Source organism: Natronococcus sp. JC468, assembly GCF_012163165.1.
GTDB classification, from domain to species: Archaea; Halobacteriota; Halobacteria; order Halobacteriales; family Natrialbaceae; genus Natronococcus; species Natronococcus jeotgali.
This window is the reverse complement of sequence record NZ_JAAVUO010000008.1, coordinates 95,568-113,870: the sequence shown is the minus strand read 5'-3', so window position 1 is coordinate 113,870 and position 18,303 is coordinate 95,568. Positions and strand designations below refer to the sequence as shown.

Annotated in this window: 16 protein-coding genes and 1 tRNA gene; 5 read left to right on the top strand and 12 right to left on the bottom strand. The window is 68.0% G+C overall.

The annotated features are described in order from the left end of the window. Positions 1-108 precede the first annotated feature (108 nt). Both GWG54_RS07255 and GWG54_RS07250 read left to right on the top strand, forming a co-directional pair. On the top strand, positions 109-2,175 hold the full coding sequence (locus GWG54_RS07255; protein WP_167937139.1) for a cation:proton antiporter: 2,067 nt from the start codon (positions 109-111) through the stop codon (positions 2,173-2,175). A 79-nt stretch (positions 2,176-2,254) separates the two neighbouring features. Then, positions 2,255-2,434: a DUF5786 family protein gene (locus tag GWG54_RS07250; protein WP_167937138.1), complete on the top strand. Its 180-nt coding sequence runs from the start codon at positions 2,255-2,257 to the stop codon at positions 2,432-2,434. 26 nt (positions 2,435-2,460) lie between these two features. On the opposite strand, the gene GWG54_RS07245 is transcribed toward GWG54_RS07250, so the two are convergent. The 7 genes from GWG54_RS07245 to GWG54_RS07215 form a co-directional block, all read right to left on the bottom strand. After that, positions 2,461-3,156: a helix-turn-helix domain-containing protein gene (locus tag GWG54_RS07245; RefSeq protein WP_167937137.1), complete on the bottom strand. Its 696-nt coding sequence runs from the start codon at positions 3,154-3,156 to the stop codon at positions 2,461-2,463. A 248-nt stretch (positions 3,157-3,404) separates the two neighbouring features. Beyond that, on the bottom strand, positions 3,405-5,327 hold the full coding sequence (locus GWG54_RS07240; protein WP_167937136.1) for a bacterio-opsin activator domain-containing protein: 1,923 nt from the start codon (positions 5,325-5,327) through the stop codon (positions 3,405-3,407). Positions 5,328-5,500: 173 nt separating this feature from the next. Next, a complete protein-coding gene (locus tag GWG54_RS07235; protein ID WP_167937135.1) occupies positions 5,501-5,923 on the bottom strand; it encodes a universal stress protein in 423 nt (140 codons plus the stop codon). Between the two features lie 108 nt (positions 5,924-6,031). Beyond that, positions 6,032-6,706 carry a cytochrome c biogenesis CcdA family protein gene (locus GWG54_RS07230; RefSeq protein WP_167937134.1) on the bottom strand — a complete coding sequence of 225 codons (675 nt, stop codon included), beginning with the start codon at positions 6,704-6,706 and terminating at the stop codon, positions 6,032-6,034. After that, complete coding sequence (locus GWG54_RS07225) at positions 6,703-7,272, bottom strand: TlpA disulfide reductase family protein (RefSeq protein ID WP_167937133.1); 570 nt, start codon at positions 7,270-7,272, stop codon at positions 6,703-6,705. The genes GWG54_RS07230 and GWG54_RS07225 overlap by 4 nt, the downstream gene beginning before the upstream one ends. Positions 7,273-7,274: 2 nt before the next feature. After that, positions 7,275-8,117 (bottom strand): SCO family protein, encoded by an 843-nt coding sequence (locus tag GWG54_RS07220; protein ID WP_167937132.1) that lies wholly within the window; start codon positions 8,115-8,117, stop codon positions 7,275-7,277. Positions 8,118-8,862: 745 nt separating this feature from the next. Next, a tRNA-Glu gene (locus GWG54_RS07215) sits at positions 8,863-8,937 on the bottom strand. A 222-nt stretch (positions 8,938-9,159) separates the two neighbouring features. Between GWG54_RS07215 and GWG54_RS07210 the strand changes: the two genes are divergently transcribed. The 3 genes from GWG54_RS07210 (at position 9,160) to GWG54_RS07200 (ending at position 11,692) form a co-directional block, all read left to right on the top strand. Then, positions 9,160-9,897: a fumarylacetoacetate hydrolase family protein gene (locus GWG54_RS07210; protein ID WP_167937131.1), complete on the top strand. Its 738-nt coding sequence runs from the start codon at positions 9,160-9,162 to the stop codon at positions 9,895-9,897. Between the two features lie 46 nt (positions 9,898-9,943). Then, positions 9,944-10,642 carry an MBL fold metallo-hydrolase gene (locus tag GWG54_RS07205; protein WP_167937130.1) on the top strand — a complete coding sequence of 233 codons (699 nt, stop codon included), beginning with the start codon at positions 9,944-9,946 and terminating at the stop codon, positions 10,640-10,642. Between the two features lie 189 nt (positions 10,643-10,831). Continuing rightward, positions 10,832-11,692, top strand: a complete 861-nt coding sequence (locus GWG54_RS07200) for a zinc ribbon domain-containing protein (RefSeq protein WP_167937129.1) — start codon at positions 10,832-10,834, stop codon at positions 11,690-11,692. A 78-nt stretch (positions 11,693-11,770) separates the two neighbouring features. Here GWG54_RS07200 and GWG54_RS07195 read toward each other — a convergent pair whose 3' ends face one another. From GWG54_RS07195 to GWG54_RS07175, 5 genes are all read right to left on the bottom strand, one after another. Next, complete coding sequence (locus GWG54_RS07195; RefSeq protein WP_167937128.1) at positions 11,771-12,862, bottom strand: DNA topoisomerase IV subunit A; 1,092 nt, start codon at positions 12,860-12,862, stop codon at positions 11,771-11,773. After that, the gene (locus GWG54_RS07190; RefSeq protein WP_167937127.1) at positions 12,859-15,309 is read right to left on the bottom strand and encodes a DNA topoisomerase VI subunit B; all 2,451 of its coding nucleotides are present in this window, start codon (positions 15,307-15,309) and stop codon (positions 12,859-12,861) included. The genes GWG54_RS07195 and GWG54_RS07190 overlap by 4 nt, the downstream gene beginning before the upstream one ends. Before the next feature lie 57 nt (positions 15,310-15,366). Beyond that, positions 15,367-16,416 (bottom strand): potassium channel family protein, encoded by a 1,050-nt coding sequence (locus GWG54_RS07185; RefSeq protein ID WP_167937126.1) that lies wholly within the window; start codon positions 16,414-16,416, stop codon positions 15,367-15,369. Between the two features lie 74 nt (positions 16,417-16,490). Then, positions 16,491-17,738: a hypothetical protein gene (locus GWG54_RS07180; protein WP_167937125.1), complete on the bottom strand. Its 1,248-nt coding sequence runs from the start codon at positions 17,736-17,738 to the stop codon at positions 16,491-16,493. Positions 17,739-17,811: 73 nt separating this feature from the next. Further along, on the bottom strand, positions 17,812-18,240 hold the full coding sequence (locus GWG54_RS07175; protein WP_167937124.1) for a universal stress protein: 429 nt from the start codon (positions 18,238-18,240) through the stop codon (positions 17,812-17,814). Positions 18,241-18,303 lie beyond the last annotated feature (63 nt).

The following is an 18,303-nucleotide window of genomic DNA, read 5'->3' as shown; positions in this document are numbered from 1 at the left end:
ATACCATCACCAGCCCACGATCGTCTCCGTTCGGACCACGCCGATTCGCACCTCGTTTCGCTCACTGATGCGCGTTCGACAACCGACGTCGACCGGAACTCGTTCCCCATGAACTGGCTCCCGTTCTTCGTCGTCGACGGATTCGGCCTGCCGCTCGACCAGCCGGTGCTGATCTTCGCGCTCGCAATGATCATCTTTCTGGTTGGACCGCTGCTGGTCAAACGGCTTGGCCAGCCCGGGATCGTCGGCATCGTCGTCTTCGGTGCGATCGTTGGCCCCGGCGCGCTCGGCGTCGTCGACCACTCCGACGCGATCGAGCTCCTCGGCGAGGTCGGCCTGATCTACCTGCTGTTTACCGTCGGCCTCGAGGTCGATCTGCGCGGGTTCAAGGAAGCCCCCGAGAACGCGGCGCTGTTCGGACTGTTGAGTTTCTTCCTCCCGTTTACCGTCGGAACAGTCGCGACCTCGACGCTGCTCGGCCTCGACATCTGGGCGGCGCTGTTGCTCTCGGCGGTCTTCGCCTCACACACCCTGCTGGCCTACCCGGTCGTCAACCGGTTCGGCGTCACGAAAAACCGCGCCGTGAGCGCGGTGTTCGGCGGGATCCTGTTTACCGACACGCTCGCACTGATCGTCCTCGCGGTCGTCTCCGGGGCGGTCGACGAGGGGCTCTCGGCGCTTTTGTTCGGCGACGTCGCACTCTCGCTTGCGATCCTCTTTGCCAGCGTCTGGTTTCTCGTTCCGCCGGTTTCGCGGTGGTTCTTCCAGAACTTCAGCGAGGAGAGCTACTTCGAGTTCCTGTTCGTGATGGTCGGCATCTTCGCTGCGGCCAGCCTCGCCGAAGTCCTCGATCTGGATCCCATCCTCGGAGCGTTCGTCGCCGGGCTGGCGCTGAACCAGCTCATTCCGCAGGGTGGGACGCTGATGAACCGCCTCGAGTTCGTCGGCAACGCCTTCTTCATCCCCTTTTTCCTGTTGCACGTCGGCATGCTCGTCGACCTGGGCGTGATCTTCGCCGGCGTCGAGACGCTCTGGATCGCCGCGCTCATCACCGCGATCATGATCGCGACGAAGGGGGCCGCCGCCTGGTCAGTCGCCGAGATCCAGAACTACACGAACCATGAGCGCGACGTCATCTTCGGGCTCTCGACAGGACAGGCCGCAGCCGCGCTCGCGATCACGCTCGTCGGGTTCGACGCCGGCCTGTTCAGCGAGGCGATCCTCAACGCGGTCGTCCTCCTGTTGCTGATCACCGCGTTCGTGAGCCCGTGGCTGACCGAACGGGCCGCCAATCGCCTCGCGCTCGAGCGCGACGTCGAGGACGACGCCGGCGACGGACGGGATCCGAATATCCTGTTGCCGCTGTCGCACAACGCCGAGCTCCAGCGGCGGCTGCTGGAGCTGTCCTTCGTCATCAAGGGCGACAGGGGCACCAACCCGATACACGTACTGACGGTCGTCCAGCCCGACACGAGCAAGTCGACCGAAGAGCAGATCGCGGGCGTTCGGGGCGAGCTCGAAGCGCTCGCGGCTGAGGGCAGCGCCGCGGAGGTCCCCATCGAAACCGAGGCACGGGTCAACCACAACGTTGCCTCCGGGATCGTCCAGGGCGCCGTCGAGGTCCAGGCGAACCAGATCATCATGGGGTGGGACGCCACCCGGAGCTTCAGCCACCGCATCTTCGGCAGCATCATCGATCAGGTGCTCGAACGGACGAAACTCCCGGTACTCATCTCGCGGCTCGGCCACCCCATCAACACGACCCGACGGATCTTCGTCGTCGTCCCGATCGGCGCCGACCACCACGAGGGGTTCTACGAGGCGGTGCACCTGATCAAGCGGATCGCGGCGAACCTCGGCGCCGAGCTGAACGTCGTCGTCGTCGAGGGATTCTCCCACCAGTTCGAGCAGCTGTTCGGACTCGTCGAGGAAGATGTCAGCGCGGAGTTCGAGTCGATCGACGACTGGGGCGAGCTGTTGCCGACCCTGGAGGCCCGGACCGAGGACGACGACCTCATCGTCGCGGTGTCGCCCCGCCCCGGCGACGTCGGCTGGCACGGCGAGCTCGAGGACCTGCCGGCGCGGCTCGTGGATATGCCGCCGGAGTCGTTTATCACGATCCACCCGCGCCAGGGCGAACCGGAGTACGATCGGCAGTACCTCCGGCTGAAGTAGCGCGCCGTCGGCGTGAGACCGCGGTACAGGGACGAACCGAACCGTCACGACTTTCCCGCATCCGTCCCTCGATTTCGCCATGGGTTTTGGTAGCTACGACGAGTCCGAACAGCAACAACCGCAGGACGACGACGAGGACGTCGAGGCGGTCAACGTCCACGAACACGACCACGACGGACAACTCGAGTTCGAATCCGACGTCACGACCGACCAGCTGGTCTCCCAGCTGGGCTCGATGAAAGACGACGACGAGGAGTAGCGGCCGACCGCGGCGGGGACGATCTTTCAGGCTAGTGTCGACCCGCAGAGCTGCGCGATCGCCCGCCTGAGCCGCTGGGAGACCGCCGACTTCGAGACTCCGAGCCGATCCGCGAGCTCGTTCTGGGAGATCCGACGGGGGACGTCGAAGTACCCCTCCTCGTAGGCGACGGTCAGCAGCTCCCGCTGTTTCTCGGTCAGGGGAACGAACGCCTCGGCGTCCGCGTCGGCGGGGCGGAGGTGGTCGACGCTCACCGAGACGCCCCTGTCGCGACACCGGTCGTTGAACCCGACGAGGGCGTCCCGATCGGGAAACCGGATCCGGAACCGCCAGCCGTCCCGACAGCTCGCGCACTCCCGAAGGCGGCCGCCGACGATCGCGCTCGCCTCGACGAGGGTGATCGCCCGATCGGTGAGCTCGAGGCGGTAGCTCCGACGGTCGGCGCCCCGATCGACGAGGACGGGATCGGCGACGGTCGGGTCGATTCCGAGGGCGGTCTCGAACGCGCGGAACTCGGCGCCGGACGCGGTGACGAACAGGAGGGTGCGGTCGTCGCCCGCGTCGGTCCAGTACTCGGGTTCGACGGCCACCTCCGGAGCGCGCCGCAGCGACGGCTGCAACACCAGCTCCGGGTGGGAGAGGGTGAGCTGGGCGAGGACGCCGCCGTCGGCCTGCGTTCGGACGCCGACGCCGTCGGACTCCGCGGCGAGGTCGAGGCTCACCGCTCGACCCGCCGTCCGCGGGGACGACAGCGATAAGCTCTCGTTACCGGGATCGTGATCATCGACTGGTCGATTCGGGCGCGAACGGATGGCCGTAGGGGCTAGATACCAACGCCGACCCCCGAGTCGTCGCTATGCGTATTCATCGGTCGCTCGAGGCGAGTGTCACCGTTCCGTGGCCGTCTCGGTCGTAGCCGCAGACTACGCGGAGTAACCTCCGTCTACCGGCTCGCGTGCGACCGCCCTGCTCACTCGAGGCCGTCGAACTCGTCGAACAGCACCGAGAGCACCGTCCCCTGGGCGACCCTGAGGTGGCGGCTGAACGTCGGCTGGGAGATCCCCAGCGAGTCGGCAACCCCCTCGCCGGTGGTCTCGCGGGGCCACTCGAAGAAGCCGGCGTAGTAGGCCGCCTCGAGGGTCTGGCGCTGTCGCTCGGAGAGGCGCTCGCGAAGCACCGCGTCCAGCGCGACCGCCTCCTCGGGCGAGCGCTCGCGCTGGCGGCGGGCGACCAGTTCGAGGTCCCACCCCCGTTCGAGCGCGCCGACGAACGTCCGGACGTCGTTCGGCCCCGCCAGTTCGAGGACGAGCCGCGTTCGGTCGCCCGTCGGGGTCAGCGACCGAACGACGCCGCCGTGTGCGGCGACCGCCGTCGCGACCGACGGCTCGGCGACCCGGAGCTCGAGCAGGCACCGCCCGCCGACGGTGCCGACCGATCGGGCGCTCTCGAGGCCGTCGACGGCCCCGAGGGGCGTCCCGTCGGGCTCGCCCGCCTCGTCGGCCCCGTCGGGAACCGTCGCGAACACGGTTCCGCCGCCGTCGGTCGGAACGACCGACCGGATCGTCAGCGGTCGGCCGATTCGGTGTGCGATCGACGCGAGCGGTTCGGACTCCCGGAGGACGAACTCGAGCTCGGCGACGGCGTCACCCCGAAGCGCGCGCCGGCTCTCCATCGCGTCGATGGCGACCCCGGCGACCCGTCCCAGACGCTCGAGCCCGCGGCGGGTCGGGTCGTCGAACGCCGCGGGCGCCGTCGAGTAGAGTACCAACGCGCCGTACCGGAACCCCTCGTATCGGAGCGGAACGCACAGCGCGGAGCGGATTCCCGCCTCGAGTGCGCGCTCGCGCCAGGGCTCGTCCGCCCCTTCGGTCAGGCGGTCCGCGGACGCCGACTCCGGGATCGCCCGCCCCATCGCCGAGGCGTGTCGTCTCGCGAGCGACCCGAGGCGACCGTCGCCCGCTCCGGCGACCGCTCGCGGCTCGAGGGCCTCGCCGCCCTCGACCGCGCCGACCCAGGCGAGATCGATCCGCCCGTCCCCGAACTCGAGCGACGCCGCGCCCCGACAGAGCCGGCGGTACACCGCCTCGCGGTCGGTGGCACCGAGCAGATCTCGCCCAGTTTCCCCGAGCCGTTGGAGCCGATCGAGACGCCGCTCCGCCTCGGTCGCGGACCCGGGGGTGACCGTCGCGACGATCCCCTCGAGGCGGTTGCTCGCCCGTAGTTCCGCCGTTCGCCGGGCGCCGTCGGCGGGACCGAGTCGGACTCGAACGCGCTCCGACGCTCCGAGTGGTCCGTCCGCGGCGGCGGCGACCGCCTCGCGGACGGCGTCGCGGTCCTCGGGGTGGACGACCCGCGAAACCGATCGCCCCTCGAGTTCGTCCGGCGAGATCCCGAGCTCGCCGTCGGTTGCCGGGCTCGCGTACGCGACCTCGCCGTGGGCGTCGAGGAGCCACACGACCGCGCTCGAGCCCTCGAGGATCGAGCGGGAGTCGGCGGTCGACTCGTCGGTCGGTCGATCGCGCTCGCCCGCCGCGAGTCGGCCGAGCCGGGCGACCACGAGCGGGTCGGGGGCGGCGGGGTCGACGACGTCGGTCGCGCCCGCCTCGAGCGCGCCGACGGCATCGGCGGCGACCGCGAGGATCGGGACCGACTCGCGCTCCGCCCGAAGGCGTTCGACCGGCGACCGTCCTCCGGGATCGAACCCGCAGACGACGCAGTGGGGATCGACCGTCTCGACGCGGGCGACGGCGCTAGAGAGCGCGCTCTCCCTGACCAGCGAGACCGAGTCGAACCCCCGCGTCACCGCCTCGGTCACCGCCTCGAGCGGGTCGGCGTCGCCGACGACGAGTACCCGGAGCAACGGATCGGCCGCGGCGCTGGTCGGTCGGGTCACGCGACCGCCTCCGGATCGGCGTCGCTCTCGATATCGGAACGGGCGGGTGCTCGAGGAGGACCTGCACGGCGGGACACGGTGGCACCTCCTCGCACTCGTCGGAGTTAACTATCGGTCTCGTAGTCTCGAGTAGCGATCCATTACGACCGGGCGAGGACGGCGGATCGGCCTCCTCAGGACTCGTCCCGCACCGTGACGACCGGAACCGACGCGTTTCTGACGACCTCCTCGGCGACGCTGCCGACGATCAGCTGGTCGAGTCCGGAGCGGCCGACTGTCCCGACGACGATCAGGTCCGCGTCGTGGGCCTCGGCGGCGTCGACGATCTCCTCCTGGGGGACGCCGTGGCGGATCGTCGTCCTGACGTCGATCCCGTGCCCGGCCGCCTTCTCCTCGGCGTGCTCGATCGCTTCGGCGGCCTGATCCTCGAGGTCGGTCCGCATCAGGTCGCGTTTCTGCTCGGCGTGGGGGCCGTCCTCGGAGACCGAGAGGATGTGCAGACTCGCGTCGAGCTGGCGCGCCAGTTCGATCGCGTGGTCGGTGGCCCGTCGAGCGCCGTCACTACCGTCCGTCGCGAGTAGAAGCTCCTGGTACATCTCGTCTCGGGGTTCGGGAAGCCGTCTGATACGTTTCCTACCTGCAGTTGCCGGCGGAGTCGCCCGGCCGTGCGGGACGAACGCGGCGCGAGCGTCGACGTCCGTCGATCAGATCACGTCGAGGACGAATATCGCGAGGTAGAGCTGGCCGAGTCCGGCGAGGATCATGATCGCGCCCGCAATTCGCTCGATGGTCTTGGTGTGCGCGGAGAGCCAGCCGCCGCTCGCGACGAGTCCCACGCCGGTCGCGACGGTCAGCGAGACCATCAGAAGGGTAACGGTGCCGGCGTACGTTCCAAGCGCCAGCGCCGCCGACGTCGTCGACAGGGTCAGCGAGTACGACGTCACCGCGATGAACACCGGCGCGACACAGCCCGCCGCGGCGAGCGCGTAGCCGACACCGAAGACGCCAAAGCCCAGCGCGCTCGAGCGCCGCTTCGGGAGCGCGATCGACAGCGAGGGGGCGCGATCGAGGACCACCAGAACGCCGAAGACGATCAGGAGCCCGCCGACGATCGGCTCGAAGACGGCGATGTTCGACAGCGTCGAGTGTCCGATCAGGAAGGTCGCGCCGAAGAGTGCCGCAAACGTCGCGAGCACTCCAAGCCCCGCGATAATGCCCCTGAGGAGTGATCCCGACAGCGATGCCGTCTCCTGATCGGTCTGGCTGGCGTAGAACCCGACGTAGCCCGGCAGTAGCGGGTACGCACACGGCGAGAAGAAGGTTCCGACGCCGGCAGCAAGTGGGAACGCGACCACCGACAGCAGCGACGCGTCGATCATGGGTCGGCCTCGAGCGCCCGCTCGATTCCGGCGACGAGCTCGTCGGCGGTCTTGACCCCCGACTCGGACCACCGCAGCCGGCCCGTGGCGTCGATCGCTGCCGCGGAGGGGTAGCCGCTCTCGAGGTACCGTTCGGTGACCGCCGCGGTCGGATCGAGCCCGATCGTCCAGTCGCCGCCGTGTTCGTCCCACCAGTCGGCGAGTTCGGCCCGCGTGATCGAGCCGTTCTCGCCGACGGACTCGCTGGTCACCGAGATGAACAACACCTCGTCGCCGATTCGGTCGTTGGCCTCGGCCAGCGCCGGCATCTGCTCGACGCAGGGCGGACACCAGGTCCCGAAGATGTCGACGAACGTCGCGCGGTCGCTCGCGGGCACGGTCGCGGTTCCGGCCTCGCTGCCCGGCGCGTCGACCGTCTCGACCTCGAGGGGCTCCTCGGGCTCCGGTTGGTCCGACTCGCGGCCGAGCAGCTCGTCGACCGACGGAACGCCGGAGGCGGCGACCGCGCCGGCGCCGGCGATCACGCCCGCGCTTCCGACGCCCGCGAGCAGCTCCCGGCGGCGCATGGTTACCCGTCCACCACCGTCTTGGTGTCCTCGACGAGTTCCTCGGGGCTAACCCCGCCCTGCGGATCGATCGCGCGGGGATACGCGCGCTCGACGACGCCGTCCTCGTTGACGAGGACGATCAGGTTGTAGTGGGTGAAGGCGTACCCGTCGCCGTGGCCGCCGGTTTCGCTTTCGTTTCCGTGCGTTTCGTTCCCGCTCGTTCGGTTCTCTCCGTGGGATCCGTTCGCCTCGGTTTCGTTTCCGTTCGTTTCGTTCCGACCCTCGCTTTCGTCCGTCCCGTTGTCCCCTCCCTCGTCGTGACCGAGCGCGCTGTGGTCCTCGACGCGCTCGACGGGCATTCCGACGTCGTCCTCGACGAACGTCTTGGCCGCCTCGTTGTCCTCGGGCCGGAGGAAGTGCCAGTTCCCGACCTCGAGGTCGACGCCCTGTTGTTTGGCGTACTCCTCCAGGGCCTCGGGCGTGTCCCGGTTCGGGTCGAACGTCGTCGCCAACAGGCCGACGTCGTCGGCGTAGCCGCGCTCGATCGCGTCCTCCTGCACACGTCGAAGCCGAAGAAGCAACGCCGGACAGGCGCCGTCCGGACAGGAGGTGTAGAAAAACGTCATCAGAAACGGTCGATCGCCCGTGTAATCCTCGAGCGATACCGTCTCGTCCGCCAGCGGATCCGGAAGCGAAAACGACGGGAACTCTTCGCCGTTGACCGGGTGCGACGGATCGCCCCGAGCGTTCCCTTCGAGGACGGTCCGATCGTCGCCGCCGATACCGGGTACGTCGCCGAGACAGCCAGCGAGACCAGCGACGCCTGTTCCCCCGAGCGCCCGAAGATACGTCCGCCGTTCCATACCGGAGTCCTGGGAGCGCGCGATCAAATGCTCGTTGGTTCGATTTCTGAAAGCGAAAAACGTCTCCGAATCGGAGAACGGGTCGGGGGTCGGTACTGTTTAATCACTTACTATTTCACGGTGCGAGGAACGTGGCGCCGTCGTTCGTCGACTAACAGCGCCATAATCGCCTCGAGCGTGGAGCGCCCTCTCGAGGTCGAACCGCCGAAACCGGACTCGAGACCCCTCGTCGAACCGATCGCGGCCGTTCTCGCACGACTCAGTCCGGCGTTTCGTCGGGCTAGTCTCGAGTTGCGTCCGGAAACGACCCGCGATCGGTCGGCCGGACGGGCTTACGACTCGGATAACTATTTGGGGATGTCGGGTACACCCGATTATGTCACAATCTAACAATCCAGCAGTGGACGTCGGGTGCCCGGAGTGTGACGGTACCGTACGCGCGTCCGTTCCGCCCGGCCCGGGCCGCTCGGACGGTCAGGGTCGAGGCCGCCTCCGCGGAACCGAAACCCGCTGTCGGAACTGCGGACACGAACTCGAGTTCTACTACTACTGAACCCGCCGCTCGAGGGTTCCCCGCGAAACGCCACGTTGGTTCGTGTTCGCTCGAAAAGCGCTCCCTCGTAACACTCGGTCACTGTAGTGCTCCGTCTGGGATTTGAACCACGCGAACCGCTCGCTGCGCTCGCGGTTCTCTCGTTCAAACCCAGGATCGCATTTTCGGCTCACGAAGTTGTTCGCCGAAAAGTGCTCCGTCTGGGATTTGAACCCAGGTCATCGGCTCGAAAGGCCGAAATGATTGGCCGGACTACACCAACGGAGCGTTCACTTCGTTCACGCTCCGAGCCCTACGTCACTGCGTTCCGTAGGACAACGGAACTGAACGCATTCACTGCTTGCCGAGGCCTAGTAAAAAACGTTCCGTTCCGCGGCCGTCGTGAGACGTCCTGCCGTGCGAGTCCACGAGCCGCCGCGTCCTCGAGGACGCCCTGCGATACCCGCCGCCATCTCAATTCTTTTGAAGCCGCGCTACGACCGATCGGCCATGAAATACGTCCGATTCCGGGACCCCGCGGGCGCCGTCCGCCGGGGCGAACTCGAGAGCGGTCACGTCCACTTCGCGAACGAGAGCTACGCCCTCGAGGACGAGGCGATCGACGTTCTCCCGCCCTGTGAACCCTCGAAGATCGTCTGCATCGGTCGCAACTACGCGGCCCACGCCGACGAGATGGGCAACGACGTGCCGGATCGCCCGCTGCTCTTTCTGAAGCCGCCGAACGCGCTCGCGGCCCACGGGGACACGGTGACCGCGCCCGCGGGCAAGGAGCGAATCGACCACGAGGCCGAACTCGGCGTCGTCATCGGCCAGCAGTGTCGCCACGTCCCCGAGAGCGAGGCGATGGACGTCGTCGAGGGCTACACCTGCGTCGACGACGTCTCGAACCGGGACGACCAGCGCGAGGAACAGAACTGGATCCGCGGGAAGGCCTTCGACGGCGCGGCGCCGATGGGGCCGGTACTCGCGACGCCCGACGAGGTGCCCGACGACGCGGCCGTCCGAACCCGCGTGAACGGGGAGACGAAACAGGACGGCTCGCTCAATCAGCTCATCTTCTCGGTGCCCGAGCTAATCGCCGAGATCACGACCTACATGACCCTCGAGCCCGGCGACGTGATCGCGACGGGCACCCCGGAGGGGGTCGGCCCGCTCGAGGACGGCGACGACGTCGAGATCGAAGTCGAGGGCGTGGGGACGCTCGAGCACTCGATCCGCCGTCCCTGAACGCACACCGCCAACGCTTTTCGTTCCGGCTCGCCAATCGCCGCCCATGACTGTTCGCTACGGCGCGGTCGATATCGACTGGCTCGGCTATGCGACGGTTCGCCTCGAGGGCGAGACCGGAACCGTCGTCTACATCGATCCCGGCCGGTACGGGGTGCTCGAGGACTACGACGCCCGCGACGGCGACCTGGTGCTGATGAGCCACGACGACCACTACGATCCCGAGGGGATTCGACGGGTGGCCCACGAGGACGCCGTTGTGGTCGCCCACGAGGCCATCGACGCCGACAAGATCGACCGCGTCGACGAGTCCCTCGAGGAGCTTCCCTACGAGGTCGAACGGGTACGAGGCGACGAGTCGTTCGTGCTCGGCCCGCTCGACCTCTATACGACCCTGGCGTACAACGAACCCGGCGGCCCCTACACCGACGACGAGGGCGAGCCCTACCACCGCGAGGGCGAGGGCTGTGGCTTCGGCGTCACGATCGACGGCGTCACCGCCTTTTGGCCCGGCGATACCGACGCGCTCCCGGTCCACGAGGAACTGGCCGTCGACGTCTTCCTGCCGCCGATCGGGGGGTCGTTCACGATGGATCGACGCGACGCGGCCGAACTCGCGGGACGGATGCGCCCGGGACTCGTCCTGCCGATCCACTACAACACCTTCGAAGCCCTTGAGACCGACCCCGACGCGTTCGTCGTCGACGTCGCAAGGCGACGGGTTCCGGTCGTCCTCGACGAGTGACCGCGTCCGCGCCCCACGGCGTGGGGTCGGGACCCGGAGCGCGCTCGAGAACGGGTCGCCCTCGAACGCGGAAGCCACACGCGGCGCTGCGGATCGACCGACTCGCGTGTCCGAGCCGACTCCGGTCGGTACCGCTTTCGTGACTGACAGCTCCAAAGAGTTAGTGTCGCTCTCGCCCTTTTCCCGCACATGCGAAACGACCGTCGGAGGGGGAGTCGCGTCGACGGCCCGTACTGCACGCACTGCGGCGAGGCGCTCGAGCTGTCGATGAACTTCTGTCCGGACTGCGGCCGTCACGTCGGCGGGGCCGACGGTTCGGCGTCGCGATCCACCCTCGAGCGACGCGTCGCGGCCGCGACGGCGGACGGGTGGACGCTCGAGCACGACTTCGGCGACCGCGTCGTCATGGTCCGTCGGACGGTCGGCGGGAGGAACGAGCACCTCGTCGTCGCGGCGCTGTCGGTCTGGTGGACGATGGGACTGGGAAACGCGCTGTACGGGCTCTACCGCTACGTCAGTGACGCCGAGCGGACGGTGCTGCGGGCCGATCCGTCGACCGACGAGCGCAACGCCGGTTCGCGGTTCGAGACCGTCGGGCGGATCGCTGGCGCCGGCTGTCTGGCGACGGCCGTCGCGCTGGCAGGATTCGCCGCCGTCCCGGCGAGTCCGACGGTGACGCCACTGCTGGCCGCGGTCGCGGTCGGACTCGCGACCGTTGGGCTGGGGCTGTTTCCCGGGGTTCGCCGCCGCCTCGAGAACCGTCGTTCGCCGTCCGCGAACGGCCTCGTCAGATCGGTCGAGGAGTCGGCGATCGTCGACTACGAGCGGTCGTGTACGGCCTGCGACGGCCCCGTCGGCCGCGGGCTCGAGCGAACCTACCGAAAGGGGGTCTACGTCCTCGGCGTCCCGCTGACGCTGTCGGAAGGGCACAACGCCTACTGCGGGCGCTGCGCGACCGAGGCGACCGAGGACTCGCGGTCGGTCGGCGAGACGACGATCCCGATCACGGACTCGAGCCCGGGTGAGCGCGAGTCCGAGCCGCGGCGCTGATTCGGATTCGAGAGCGGGGACTCCCGCGATAGTCGGCCGTCGAACGAGCCTCGAGCGCTCGAGACGCGGCCGTCGGCTCTAGAGGACGCCCATCTCGTCGAGGCGCTCGGGCAGGTAGGTGTCGGTCACGAAGTCCAGGCCGCGGGAGGCGAGGGACTGCTGTTCGGACTTCTTCCCGATCTCGAGCTGGAGCTCGATCTGTTCCTCCCAGTAGTCGGTCTGGAACCGGGGGTCCTCGAGTTCGCTCTCCAGGGCGTTGACGTCGGAGTCCGAGAGGGGGTCGGTCGGCAGGTCGTACTCGACGATGTCGGCGGGCTGGATGCCGATGAACTTCGCCTCGGGCGTCGCGAGGTACTCCGAGAGGTGTGCGGACTTGATCGAGCCGTAGGCGACCGAGCCGTAGATGCGGTACGACCACGGGTCGCCGTCGGTGAAGACCACCACGGGGAGGTCGAGTTCGTCGTGGAAGCGCTTGGTCAGCCGGCGCGTGGCGCGTGCGGGCTGGCCCCCGAGGTGGACGACGATGGCGTCGTACTCCTCGTCGAAGCCGTTTTCGACGAGGCGGTCGCGCATCCCGCCGGTCTCGACGCAGAGAACGAACTCGGCGTCATTGTCGAGGAACTCGATCATGTCTGGATTGTTCGGGATCTGGTAGCCGCCCTGGCCCACGTCGAGCTGGCAGTGGATGTCGCGGTCGCCGCGGTTGGTCTGCTCGCGGATGTGCAACGGCCCCATCACCTTCGCGCCCGACTCCTCGGGGCGCATGTGGAAGTCCTCGCGGGTGACCCCCGAGACGATCTCTAAGTCCTCGATCAGACCGTTGGACTCGTCCTGGCTGGTGAACTGGGCCTCGTCGTTGTCCCAGCTCTCCGAGAGGTAGTACAGCTCCCGCAGCGTCGAGGACCGGTCCTGCTCGAGCTGGTTCGCGAGGAACTCGATCGTGTAGACGGCCTTCAGGAGCTTCCGGGCGCCCCGCACGGAGTTCGCCGAGCGGGTCGACTCCCGGTCGCCGTACACCCAGACGTCCTTCTGTTCGTCGTACTCGATGTTGCTCTTGGTCCGCGTCGGGACGGACATGTGTGGGATCTCGCCCAGTTCGAACTGGTCGTAGAACTGCGCGGCGAGATCGAGCAGCTGTTCTTTCGCCTGCTGGTCGGTGTCTGCGCTCATTGGTTGACGGTGAGTTTCGCGCCTTCGACGCCTTTCACGTCGAGGTCGAACGCGGCGTCGTCGGCGATCTCGTACTCGAGGACGGCCTCGTCCTCGCTCGATACTTCGGGCTCCCACTTGACGAACCACTCGCCGTCCATCTCGACGGCGGTCGCGCCCTCGGAGAGGTTGCGCGGTTCCGCGGAGACGATGTCGGTGATCTCGAGGCTCTCGTTCGTGCTCGAGTGGTTCTCGACGACCAGGGAGACGGACTGGCCGTCGCCGTTGGCCTCGCAACGGCGTTCGACGAGGACGTTGTTCATGATGCGGGCGACCGCGTCGTCGATCTCGGGTTCCTCGCGGTCGGTGACCTCCGCGACCTTCTCGGCCATCTCCGGCAGGATCTTCCCGAGGACGTTCTGTTTCTTCCGGCGCTTTTCCATCGAGCGGCGCTTGTTCAGGAAGCTCTTGAGTTCGCGGGCCGCCTCACGGATCGCCAACTCGATCTCGTCCTCGATCGCGGGCACGTTGGCGATGGCGTCTTTCGACTCGCTGGTAAAGGGAACGTTCGTCGAGGCGACGTGGACCATGATGACGGCGGGGCCGTTGGGCAGTCCCGAACCGCCGGGCTGGTCGAGCCCGTAGTTGCGCCAGCCGATGGACTTGACGACGTCGGTGGTCGCGCAGGCGCCGCGCTGGTAGACCAGCGGGACGCGGTTGGCAAACCGAAGGACGTCGGCGCTGCCTTCGGCGGGGATCTCGCCGCCGTAGGCGATCCCGGCCTCGACGATGAATGGATCGCCGGAGTGGACCTCGGCGTCCCGGGTCGCCGCGGCGTAGAAGTCGGCGTCGAACTCCTTCTCGAGACCCGCGCGGATGAGGTCGTCGGTGATCGGCGAGAGACACCGCGTCGGCGGCGCCATGATGTCGGTCGCGCGCATCGCGTCGACGAGGTCGCTGGTCGCGTCGCGGTCGCCCGCGAGTTCCCGCACCAGCGGCGGGTCGTCGGGGACGGTCACCATCACGTCCCAGACGGCGTCGGTGACGTTCTCGCGGGCGGTGTCGCCGAAGGAGACCTCGTCGTACTCCTCGGTGAGGTCGGCCGCGCGGTCGACGTGCTCGCGGAGCCGTCGGCGAGTGAGTCGGTGACGGTCGTCGTCCTCGTCCTCGAATTTCGCCGCCAGCCGGCTCGCGAAGCCGTGGATCACGTCGTCGTCCTTGCGGGTGCTCGTCGCCTCGTCGGCGAGCTCGTAGCAGTCGGTGACGAGTCGTGACTCCTCGACGGCGTCCTCGTCGGGCTCGGCCGCCTCGTCGGGCGCATCGATCAGTACGTTCCAGACCGCGTCCGCGGCGTTTTCCCGGACCGTCTCGCCGAAGACGGTTCCGTGCTCGCCCGCGACGTCGTCGGCCGCCCCGGCGACGAGTTCGAGCAGTTCGTGGTGGGCGATCCGCTCGCGGTCGGCGACGGCGTCGGCGACCGCGTCGGCGAAGGCGGCCGTCGCCTCGGGACCCTTGTTCGCGGTCGCCTCGGAAACCGCGTCCCCGATGTCGACATCTTCGGTGTCGTCGGGGGAACTCCAGCGCATCTCGCGGCCGTAGTGGCGGTCCCGGAACGCGTCGATCACCGAGTCGGCGGTCTTCTTGCCGACGCGGGTGAACTCCTCCTGGAGAAAGCCCGAAATCGTCTGCGAGTCCGTCGCCGAGAGCATCTTGATGACCGTTCCGAGCTCGACCCCGTGGGGGTGAGGTCGGATCTCTTCGGTCTCCTCGGGGAGCTGGTCGGTCCCGCGCTCGAACTTGAAGTGGGCGTTGGGCTCCTCGAGCTCGAGGCGGGCGTGGGGGTTGACGACTGCCGTGTGCTTGACGTAGTCGTGGAGCTGCTGGCGGGCGCGCATGTTCCCCTCCATCTCGAGTTCGATGCGGGTGCCGTGGGGACGGTCCCAGCTGGTGGTCTCCTCGACGCTGATCTCGGGTTCGTTCTCGTCGGTGTCGACGATGAGCTCGAAGTACTCCGCCTCGCTCGAGCCCTGGGTTCGGCTGGTGATCTTCGCGGGTTTCCCGCTGGTCAGCTGGGAGTACAGCACGGCCGCGGAGATGCCGATCCCCTGCTGGCCGCGGGACTGTTCGCGGGCGTGAAAGCGAGAGCCATAGAGCAGCTTGCCGAAGACCTTCGGAAGCGACTCCTTCGTGAGCCCGGGGCCGTTGTCCTCGACGATCAGCGTGTAGTAGTCGCCCGACTCCTGGATCTCGACGTAGATGTCCGGCAGAATACCGGCCTCCTCGGCGGCGTCCAGGGCGTTGTCGACGGCCTCCTTGACGGCCGTGACCAGGCCCCGAGCGCCGCTGTCGAAGCCGAGCATGTGCTTGTTCTTCTCGAAGAACTCGGCGATGGAGATCGCTTGCTGGCTCTCGGCCAGCTCCTCGGCGATCCCCGACTCCTCGCCGAGCGTCGACTGGAACGACGTCATCGTCTCCCTGTACTAACGGCGGGGGTAAAAGCCGCACGCTACCGAAGTGAAAGTGAACTACTGCGAGTCGCTCTCCTCGGCCGCGTCGTCGGGCCGGGGAACCGAGTCGCCGTCGTCGATCGGCGGCCAGTGCCACGCGTCCGCCTGGACGACCCCCAGCAGGTTCCGTCGGCGCTCGGTCAGCTCCTCGAGGGCATCCTCGAACGCCTCGTCGTCGGCGGTCGGGATGCCGTCCTCCCGGAGGCGGTCCAGGTCGGGCCGCGGGGGCTCCTCGTCGGCGGGCTCGATGAACGCGGTCTCGAGCGTATCGAGGTAGCTGTCCGTGCTCGAGCGGGCGTTCTCGACGAGGGCGGGGTCGAGCTGGACGTCGTCGTCGACGCCGTAGCGAAACAGCGTCATGGCCTCGTCGAAGACGGGGACGGCCATCGCCGAGGCCCGTTCGCCCTTCTCGCTGTGGTAGTAGTGGAGGATGGGGTAGGCCTTGTGCTGATCCGCGAGCTCCGAGAGGTCGGAAGCCAGCGACTCGACGGGGAGATCTAGCCCGTCGAACCCCTCGTCGGTCCAGCCCGCGCGGACGAACTCCTCGCTGCGCTCGCCGAGCCCGGTGACGCTGTTGGCGAACGCCCGCTTCTCGGAGACGGCGCCGATCACGGTGAGGATGTAGGAGACGCCGAGCGTGACGAAGGCCATCCCCGTCGCCGTCGTGAACGAACTCGCGATCTCCCAGACGCCCGTGGTCGGCGAGTAATCCCCGTTCCCGTTCGTGAACATGGTGTAGGCGACGTAGTAGAGCCGCCCCGTCCAGTCGGCGGGCACCCCAGTCTGGGGGTCGACGAGGGCGACGTCGCCGCCGGCGAACAGGAACGTCCAACCGAGCCACAGCAGCGCGATCCACATCGAGAGCGTCAGCGTGAGAATCAGCGGACCGGCGATGCTCAGCGCCCGGGGGTGATCCCTCGTCAGTATCCGAAGGCCGCGCCAGACGGCCGTCGTCAGCCGTCCGGAGAGCGGTCCCGAGCCGCCGTCGACCCACAGCGCCGTCCAGATGATGTCGACGATGACCGCGATCAGCGCGACTGTTCCGACCGCGAGGTACAGCGGTTGCATTTCCGGAGGCTACCGTCTCGAGGACCGTCAACGACACGCCGGTTACTGCACGGTCGGGGGGTCCGGACCCGTCGTTACCGGTCGTCCTCGACGACGTCGGCCATCACCTGCGCGATCTTCCTGTTGGTCTGGGGGCTGTAGTGGCCGCCCTCCCCGCGCTCGACGTACAGCGACTCGACGTCGCCGCCGCCCGAGAGGTGGGTCGCCATGTCGACGGTCTCGAGGTCGTCGTACTCGGTGTCGAGCCGTTCCATCAGGTCGCCGTAGATCGGGCCGTGCTCGGCCTCGTACTTCGCGTACCGGAGCTGCTGGACCATCACGAACACCGGCGTGAACCCCTGCTCGTCGGCGTAGTCGACGAACTCCTCGATCAGGGCGTCGAACAGGTCCTCGTGGGTGTCGAACAGCCGCTCGTGGTAGCGGACCCGGGGCCGTTCCATCCGCAGTTCGGTGCGGGTCTTGGCGTCGTCGAGGTCGATCCCCGGAATCGCCCGACCGGAGCGTTTCTCGAGTTCGATCCCCGCCTCGTAAAGGGCGTGGCGGACGTTCTCCGCGTCGTCGAGCAGATCCGCGGTGTAGGGTCGGGAGGCGTGGTGCGGTTTGAACCAGTGGTCGTAGTGGAAGTCGTGTTCCCGCAGGAAGTCGGCCTTCGACTCGAGGTCGAGCAGGTCCTCCTTCTCCTCGATCGGACTCTCGATGCGTTTCAGCGCGCCGTCCTCGAGGGTGTAGCGAGGTTTGACCGCCAGGATGTTGCCGAACTCCTGGTAGTGTTTCCACACCGAGAGGATTCGGGCGATCGAGGAGGCGGTGACGACCACGAAGACGTAGTCGGTTTCCTCCTCGGGGTACTGGCGTTTCAGCCGCATCAGCGCCTGGTCGAGCCCGTAGTTCCCGCCGCCGTAGTTGGCGACGTGGGTGTCCAGTTCCCGGGCCAGGTAGTGCTGGAACGTCTCGTCGTCGTCGACCTCCCGGCAGAAACAGTAGGAGTCGCCGTACGTCGAGACCGTCACCTCGGCGTCCTCGTCCCGCTCTTTCGCCCGACAGACCCGGCTGCCGTACTCGTCGGTCGAGTAGGTGACGACGCTGCGGACCTCCTCGCCGGGGAGGTGGTCGCCCGTGTCCTTCTGTTTCTCCCGGTTGGGCTGGGGAACCCAGCCGAGTTCGGCGTCGAAGCTGCTGAACTTGCCCAGCAGTTCGCGGTCGATCCCGGGAAACTCCTCGGTCGCGACGGAGGGGTTTCGCTCGAGCGCCCGGTAGGAGACGCGCTCGAGAGCGACCGCTGCCACGAGTATCGCACCGACAAGCGCGACGTACGGAAGCATTCGGCCGGTGGTTTCTGAGCGACCCCGAAGTGGGTTGGGCCGGCAATGGCCATCGCACCGCCGACCCCGCGGGTCAGCGGACGACGGTGACGGGAACCGGCGAGTGCCTGACGACGACCTCGGCGACGCTGCCGAGCAGGAGCCGCGTGACGCCCGATCGCCCGCGACTCCCCATCACGACGTGGTCGAACTCGTGTTCCTCGGCGCAGTCGATGATCTCCCGGGCCGGCGGGCCGATCCGGCTCCGCTTCTCGAGGGAAACTCCGCGTTCGGCCGCGATCCGCTCGGCGCCCTGTAGCTGGTCGTCGGCCTCCTCGAGCAGGTCTCCGATCTCCTCGCCGGGATCGGAATCGCCGGTGGCGTTCGGGAGCAGCGGGACGCTGTCGGTGTCGACGACCGTCAACGCGAGGAACTCGCCGTCCGGGAACAGCCCGATCGCGTACTCGAGGGCCTCCCGCGCGGGCGCCGAGCCGTCGAACGGGACGAGGATTCGGGGTGGCATGCTATCGAGAGACTAGGGAAGGACGCTCTTGAGTCTGCCACCTGAACGACCGCCCGCGACGGC